This window comes from Anaerolineales bacterium, assembly GCA_022866145.1.
Classification (GTDB): domain Bacteria; phylum Chloroflexota; class Anaerolineae; order Anaerolineales; family E44-bin32; genus PFL42.
Genome location: JALHUE010000147.1, coordinates 1 through 7,248 on the forward strand (window position 1 = coordinate 1; position 7,248 = coordinate 7,248).

At 60.3% G+C, this 7,248-nt stretch carries 7 protein-coding genes; all 7 read left to right on the forward strand.

Annotation, left to right across the window (positions count from 1 at the left end; all coding sequences use genetic code 11):
- Positions 1 to 299 precede the first annotated feature (299 nt).
- Positions 300 to 1,541, forward strand: coding sequence for a DUF1116 domain-containing protein (locus MUO23_04580; protein MCJ7512226.1), 1,242 nt, complete (start codon positions 300 to 302; stop codon positions 1,539 to 1,541).
- A gap of 28 nt (positions 1,542 to 1,569) precedes the next feature.
- A complete protein-coding gene (locus MUO23_04585; protein MCJ7512227.1) occupies positions 1,570 to 3,243 on the forward strand; it encodes a cyclase family protein in 1,674 nt (557 codons plus the stop codon).
- A 49-nt stretch (positions 3,244 to 3,292) separates the two neighbouring features.
- Positions 3,293 to 4,156 carry an NmrA/HSCARG family protein gene (locus MUO23_04590; GenBank protein ID MCJ7512228.1) on the forward strand — a complete coding sequence of 288 codons (864 nt, stop codon included), beginning with the start codon at positions 3,293 to 3,295 and terminating at the stop codon, positions 4,154 to 4,156.
- Between the two features lie 20 nt (positions 4,157 to 4,176).
- On the forward strand, positions 4,177 to 4,719 hold the full coding sequence (locus MUO23_04595) for a DinB family protein (GenBank protein ID MCJ7512229.1): 543 nt from the start codon (positions 4,177 to 4,179) through the stop codon (positions 4,717 to 4,719).
- Positions 4,716 to 5,597 (forward strand): xanthine dehydrogenase family protein subunit M, encoded by an 882-nt coding sequence (locus MUO23_04600; protein MCJ7512230.1) that lies wholly within the window; start codon positions 4,716 to 4,718, stop codon positions 5,595 to 5,597. Before MUO23_04595 ends, MUO23_04600 begins: the two co-directional genes overlap by 4 nt.
- A gap of 1 nt (position 5,598) precedes the next feature.
- On the forward strand, positions 5,599 to 6,096 hold the full coding sequence (locus MUO23_04605) for a (2Fe-2S)-binding protein (GenBank protein ID MCJ7512231.1): 498 nt from the start codon (positions 5,599 to 5,601) through the stop codon (positions 6,094 to 6,096).
- A gap of 66 nt (positions 6,097 to 6,162) precedes the next feature.
- Positions 6,163 to 7,248 (forward strand): molybdopterin-dependent oxidoreductase (locus MUO23_04610; protein ID MCJ7512232.1); only part of this gene is annotated, 1,086 nt, incomplete at its 3' end.

Genomic DNA, 7,248 nt, shown 5'->3' on the forward strand with positions numbered 1-7,248 from the left:
GGGCGGAGTGTGTGGCAGCAACTGAACCGGCCCGCCGGGGCAGCCTTTGCCTGCCTCACGGCCTGGCCAGCGTGGAGGTTCAACTCCTCGTATGTCACCCCCCACCAGTGCCGCTCAAGGGGTGAACGCCTTGCCGCCGATGCGTGGTTCCCGCTTCGTTCGATGGACTCCTGTGCCGCTGCGACCCAGCATTCGCTTCCAGCACGCATTCCCGGTTCCGTGCCCGGGGACGAAAGGTCTTCCTTGAGCTTGCACGCGGGATAGGCGTAAAGCCTCCCGCCGACGATCTGGAGGTGCTTATGGATATCGACAAGGCCAACACCGAAGTCACCCAGCGCATGATGGACGCCCGGCCGATCGCCACCACCATGGCCAAGGCGATCGAGGTAGTGCCCGGCCTACACGACAACATGCTCCTGCATGCGGGTCCTCCAGTGACCTGGGAGCGCATGGCCGGCCCGATGCGAGGCGCCATGATGGGCGCCCTGATCTTCGAGGGCAAGGCCAAGGACGGCGACGACGCCGAGAGGATGCTCAAGTCAGGCAAGATCGAGTTCTCGCCCTGCCATGAGCATATGTGCGTGGGCCCCATGGCCGGGGTGATCTCACCTTCCATGCTGGTCTATGTTGTTGAGAACCAGACCCACAAGATCAAGTGCTTCTCCAACCTAAATGAAGGCCGTGGCAAAGTCCTGCGCATGGGTGCGTACAGCCAGGAAGTGTTGGATAAACTACGCTGGATGGAATCCATACTGGGTCCAACGATCAGAGCCGCATTGGAAGCAATTGGCGGCATTGATATTCGGGCGATCCTTTCCAAAGCGCTTCACATGGGCGATGACGGACATAACCGCCTGGACGCCGCCTCCGTATTGTGGACAACGCAATTGGCCCCCTACATAGCCAAGACCGCCAAAGACAGCGCCACCGCGTTTGAAGTGACCAAGTTCCTTGGCGAGAATGCCTTGAGCATTCTCAACCCCGTCATGGCTGGCTGCAAATCCATGACCGCCGCCGGTCACAATGTGGAAGGCAGCACGATCGTCACCATCATGGCTCGCAACGGCACCGATTTTGGCATCCAGGTCAGCGGTTTGGGAGACAAATGGTTCACAGCACAATCCCCGATGGTCAAGGCGCTTTACTTCCCGGGCTTTAAGGAATCAGACGCTTGCCGCGATATTGGCGACAGTGTCATCACTGAAACTGCCGGTATCGGTGGTTTTGCCATGGCAACCGCCCCCGCCTTGGTCACCTTCATCGGTGGTGTGCCCAAAGACGCCATCAATACCACCCTCGACATGTACGAAATCACCTATGCCGAACACAAACATTTCACAATCCCATACCTTGATTTCCGCGGCACCCCGACCGGTATTGACATCCGCAAGGTTGTTGAAAAGCAGATCACCCCGCGTGTGAACACGGGCGTGGCTCACAAGGATCCAGGGGTTGGACAGGTCGGCGCGGGTGTTGTTTCAGCCCCAATGAGCGTGTTTGAAGAGGCGCTGGTTGCCTTCGCTGATCGGTACGGGTTCTAGACCCATCTAGCAGATGACGGAGGCGAGCATGGACCGCGAAAGCTTCATTGCGATGATGAGTGAGGCCAAGTTGCACGACCTGACTCAAGGCTGCAGTGTCTTTACTCCCCCTTGGCCGGGTGAGAAATCGCTGGAAGTGCACTTCTTCAAGCGCGTCACCGGTGCGTATGGCGGCGGGCAGGGCGCCAACGGTCAGATCCTGAACTGGAGCAATACGGTAGGCACGCACCTGGTAGGCGAACGGGCATTTCACTCCGGCGGCCGCGCCATCGCCGACATTCCGCTGAAGGATCTATGCGGCCCCGGCGTGATCGTCGACATCTCGGACATGGTCTCGGATTACAGCATCATCACCCCGGAGATGATCACCCAGAAGGCCAAGGTCAAGCAGGGTGACATCCTGATCATCAACACCGGGTATCACAAGTACTCCTGGGACCAGCCGCAGGTGAACAATCCGAAGGCGCAGGGCGGCGTGGAATCCATGGAATTCGGGTTTCTCGTGCGCCATCCGGGTCCTTCCATCGCCTTCTACAAGTGGGCCCTGGACATGAAGCTCAAGGTCATCGGGGTGGACTGCGGTGCCGCCGAACATCCCATGAACACCCCGATCCGCCGCATGCATGAGAGCCACTTCAAGCTGGCCGAGGAGAAGCTGAAGCGGGAAACCGGCAAGACCTGGGACGAGGCCTTCCCGCAAGGCGAGTACTACGAGCTCACCCACCTGACGATGCCACAGCAGCATCTCGTGCTGGTCGAGTGCATTGTCGGCGAGATCGACCTGCTGAAGAACAAGCGCGCCTGGATCCAGATCATGCCGATCCCCTTCGTTGAAGTCGAGACCGCCTGGGCGCGTGTCTCCGCCCTGACCGCGCCGGCTGGAATGAGCGAAGAAGCGTTCATCGCCGCGATGCAAAGCTCGGAAATGATCGACATGACCGTGCCCTTCAGCGTCCAGACCCCGCAGTGGCTCAACTACGTTCCCCTAAGCGTCACCTACACCAAACGCGTGGGCGGGCAGTACTTCGGCATGGGACGCAACGGCTCCATCTGCAATGCCAGCATTCACCTCGCCACGCACATGGACGGCGAGAAGCACTTCTATCCCAACGGGCGCACGATCGGACAGGTGCCCTTGTCGGAATGGGTCGGACCCGGCGTCATCGCCGACATCTCACAGAAGGTCAGCGACTCCAGCGTCTACACCCCCAAGATGATCGAGGAGGTGGTCGACATCCGCAAGGGCGATATCCTGGTTATCAAGACGGGGTGGAACCAGTACGGCTGGTTCAGCCGCGACTCGGATGAGTTTCGCTACATGGTCAAGCACCCCGGTCCCTCGGCCGACTTCTCCAGCTGGGCGGTGGACCTGGGGCTCAAATGGATCGGTGTGGACGCCGTATCCGCCGATCACCCCATGAACACCATCATGCGCATTTGGCATCCCAAGACCTTCGCCGAGGCCAACGCCAAGCTGGTCAAGGACTTCGGCAAGGACTGGGATCAGATGTACCCGCTGGACGACTTCTACCAGGACATGCACCTCAACCTGTTCCCGAAGAAGATCGTGCATGCCGAGAACCTGGCGGGGGACATCGCCTCCGCCCAGAGCGGGCGCTACTACATTGGCTGCTACCCGCAGAAGGCCATGGAAGCGGAATCGATGTGGGCCCGCTTTGTGGCCTTCAAAGAGGGCCGGTGAGGCACCGGGCCGACGGCGGTCGGCGAGGATTTGCTGGCGTGTTTCGGCGATGATCTTGGTCACCGGTGCGGCCGGCAAAACGGGTCGGGCGGTCATTCGGGCGCTGGCAGCAAAGCGTGAGCCTATCCGGGCGTTGATCCACCGTCCTGAACAGGCGCCTTCGCTTGAGGCGCTTGGCGTCCAAGAGTCGCTCGTTGGAGACCTGCTCGACCGGGCCATCATGCAGCAGGCCGTTGAAGGGGTTCGGGCAATCTACCATATTGCCCCCAATGTCAGTCCTTACGAGGCTTCCATTGGCACGATCATCATTGCGGCCGCGAAATCCGCAAGTGTCGAGCGCTTTGTCTTCCAGTCGGTGTTGCATCCACACGTCGAGGCCATGCCGCATCACTGGCAGAAAGCGCGGGTAGAGGAACTCCTCTTCGCATCAGGTTTGCGCTTCACTATCTTGCAGCCGACAGCCTACATGCAGAATGTTTCGGCTTCCTGGGATCAAATCCTCGAGCATGGCAGATATCCGGTCCCGTACTCGCCAGAGACGCGCCTGAGCCTGGTTGACCTGGAAGATGTCGCCCAGGCAGCCGCCATTGTTCTCACTGAACCCGGAGAGATCGGCGCGACCATTGAGTTGGTCGGCACGCCAGCCATGTCCCAAATTGAAATCGTTGAGACGTTGAGCGGACAACTGGGCCGCCCGGTAACCGCCGAAGTTGTACCTCTTGAAGCATGGGAACGAAGAGCCAGAGCCTCCGGCATGGGTGATTATCAGGTATCTGCGTTGATCAAGATGTTCTGTTACTATGAGGATTACGGGCTTGTGGGCAACTCGAATGCCTTGAATTGTCTGCTCCGGCGGCAACCCATATCCTTCGCGGAATTCGTCAGACGGATCATACTGGAACAAGGAAATTGATCACCGAGTTAGCCAACTACTTGGAACGAATTGAAGATCTGCGCAGCCAGATTTCCGGCCTGGTTGCCGAATTGCCCGCAGAAGCCCTGAATTGGCGGCCCTTCGAAGGAAAAGATGATCGCGCCACAAACTCCCTGGCTGTTTTGGTCGCCCACAGCACGGGTGCGGAGCATTTCTGGATCTCGGAAGTGGTCGGCGGTCGCCCGGCGACCCGCGACCGGGAGGCGGAGTTTGCCACGCTGGCGGCCTCCTCGGCGGAGATCATCCGGCTGCTGGAGAACACGGCGCTGGAGACAACGGAAGTCTTCCTGACGCTGAAGGACACCGATCTAGAGGACACGCGTCAGACCGCAGGCCGCACGGTCCCCGTGCGTTGGTGCCTTCTGCATGTGATCGACCATACCTCCCTTCACCTGGGGCACATGCAGGTCACCTTCCAGCTATGGGCAGGCGGCCGTAGCATTCCGTCGCCGCTCTGGTTTGAGCGTCTGCCTCACCCTCCTGAGAACGAGCGGAGATCCACTCACGGCATGACCGATAGCCCAGGAGATGAAAGTCTATGAAGCCAGCGCCCTTCGATTACTACGCACCCACAACGGTAGAGCAAGCCCTGGCTTACCTGGCCGAGCATGGCGACGAGGCCAAGGTCCTGGCCGGCGGGCAAAGCCTGATTCCCATGATGAATTTCCGGCTGGTTCAACCTGCCATCCTGGTGGACCTGAACAACATCCCAGACCTTGCCTACATGAATCCAGACGAGGATGGCGGTTTGCGATTGGGGGCCATGACCCGCCACCATCAGGTAGAAGTTGACCCCATGGTTGCGGAACGGATGCCCCTGCTTCACGACGCCATGCCCAAGATTGGCTATCCTCAAATCCGCAGCCGCGGCACCTTTGGCGGCAGCCTCTCCCATGCGGATCCATCGGCTGAACTCGTATCTCTGAGTGTTGCCCTGGACGCGCGTTTCCGGCTGCGCAGCCAAGACGGTGAACGTTGGGTTCCGGCGAATGAGTTCTTCATCGGACTCTTTGCGACGGTCTTGGAACCCGGTGAATTGTTGGTGGAGGTGGCATTGCCTCCCATGCCGGCACGATCTGGATGGTCATTGATGGAAGTCGCCCGGCGGCAGCACGATTTCGCCCTGATCGGCGTAGCTGCTGTCGTCTCCCTGGATGAAAATGGCCGATGTCAGCATGCCCGGATGGTGTTCTTGAGTGCCGGTGACCGCCCGATGCAGGCCCATCGGGCGGCGGGCGTGCTGGCGGGACAGGCACCCACGACGGAAGCCATTCGGGCTGCGGCGGAAGTCGCCGCCTCCGACGACATCGATCCCAGCAGCGACATCCACGCCACAGCGGAGTTCCGCCGCCATCTGGCAACCGTTTTGGCTCGGCGTGCCCTTGAGCAGGCTTTCAAGCGCGCCGCGGAGAAGGAATAGGATGGCAACCACGGAGCCAACCATGCCCAAGCTCTTCGATATGGCCGTGACAGTCAACGGCACGCGCTATGAACAGGCGGTCGAGCCGCGCACGCTGCTCAGCGATTTCCTGCGCCACGATCTTGGCCTGACCGGCACACATGTTGGTTGCGAGCATGGCGTTTGCGGAGCCTGTACGGTCTTGTTGGATGGGGAATCCGTCCGCTCCTGCCTGATCTTTGCCATTCAGGCGCATGGGCACAGAATCACCACGGTCGAAGGCTTGGGAACAATCGACAATCTGCACCCCATTCAGGAAGCCTTTCGGCAGGCGCACGGCGTGCAGTGCGGATTCTGCACGCCAGGGATCCTGACCACGGTGGTGCCCTTTCTGGAGCAGAATCCCGACCCAAGCGAGCAAGAAATCCGTGAAGCGATTTCTGGAAATCTCTGCCGTTGCACAGGCTACCAGCACATCGTTGACGCCGTCAAATTGGCCGCCGAAAGAGCCAGAACATAGACGAGTAGCCCAACAGTTGATCGATGCAACACCCAATTATCGTGTTGTCAACACAGGAGCAGGTCTGTGACTAGGAAATTCATCGGAAAACGCGTAGTGCGAAACGAAGATCCCCGCCTGCTGACCGGGCAAGCCCAATTTGTGGATGATGTTGAAATACCCGGTTTGCTCCACGCGGCCTTCTTACGCAGTGACTACGCCCACGCCCGCCTGCTCGGCATGGATGTGAGCGCCGCCCGCCAACGACCGGGCGTGGTCGCCGTCTTCACGGCGGAAGATATGGGCGACGATTGGCAGCCGGGCCCCCCTTTGGTTTCTCCCCCACCAACTGCCAAGGATGTCGTGTTCTATTCGCGCCGACAGGTCCCGCTGGTCAAAGACAAGGTCCGTCATGCGGGTGAGGCGATGGCCGTGGTCATCGCCGAGAGCCGCTACATCGCCGAGGATGCGGTCGAAGACATCGTGGTGGACCTGGAGCCCCTGGAGGCGGTGGTCGACCTGGAAAAGGCCCTGCAGCCGGGCAGTCCCCTGGTGCACGATGACCTGGAATCGAATCTGGCCGCCCACCTGTTCCAGAAGAAGGGCGACTATGAAGCCGCCCGCCGGCAGGCCGATCTGGTCTTCCAGCGCCGAATCGTCATCGATCGCGGGGCGGCGGCAGCCATGGAGAACCGCGGCATCGTCGCCGACTGGGATGAGAAGAGCCAGCATCTGACCATCTGGGATACGACCCAGGCCCCGATCCCGATCCGCAACGGAACGGCGGCCAGGCTGGGCCTGTCGGAGAACCAGGTGCGGGTGATTGCCCCCTTCATCGGAGGCGGGTTCGGCCCCAAGATGATGATGTTCTATCCCGAGGAGCTGGTGATCCCCTGGGCGGCGAAGAAGCTCAAGCGTCCCATCAAGTGGATCGAGGACCGGCGGGAGAACTTCTACGCCACCACCCAGGAACGCGGGCAGGTTCACGACGTTGAGATCGCCCTCAGCCGGGACGGGCACATCCTGGGCCTGAAGGACGTGTTCCTGCATGACACCGGCGCCTACGACCCCTACGGCCTGACCATCCCCCTCAACACCCAGTGCCATGCGATGGGGCCGTACGATATCAAGAGTTTCACGTCGGAAGTCAGCGTAGTCTTCACCAACAAGACC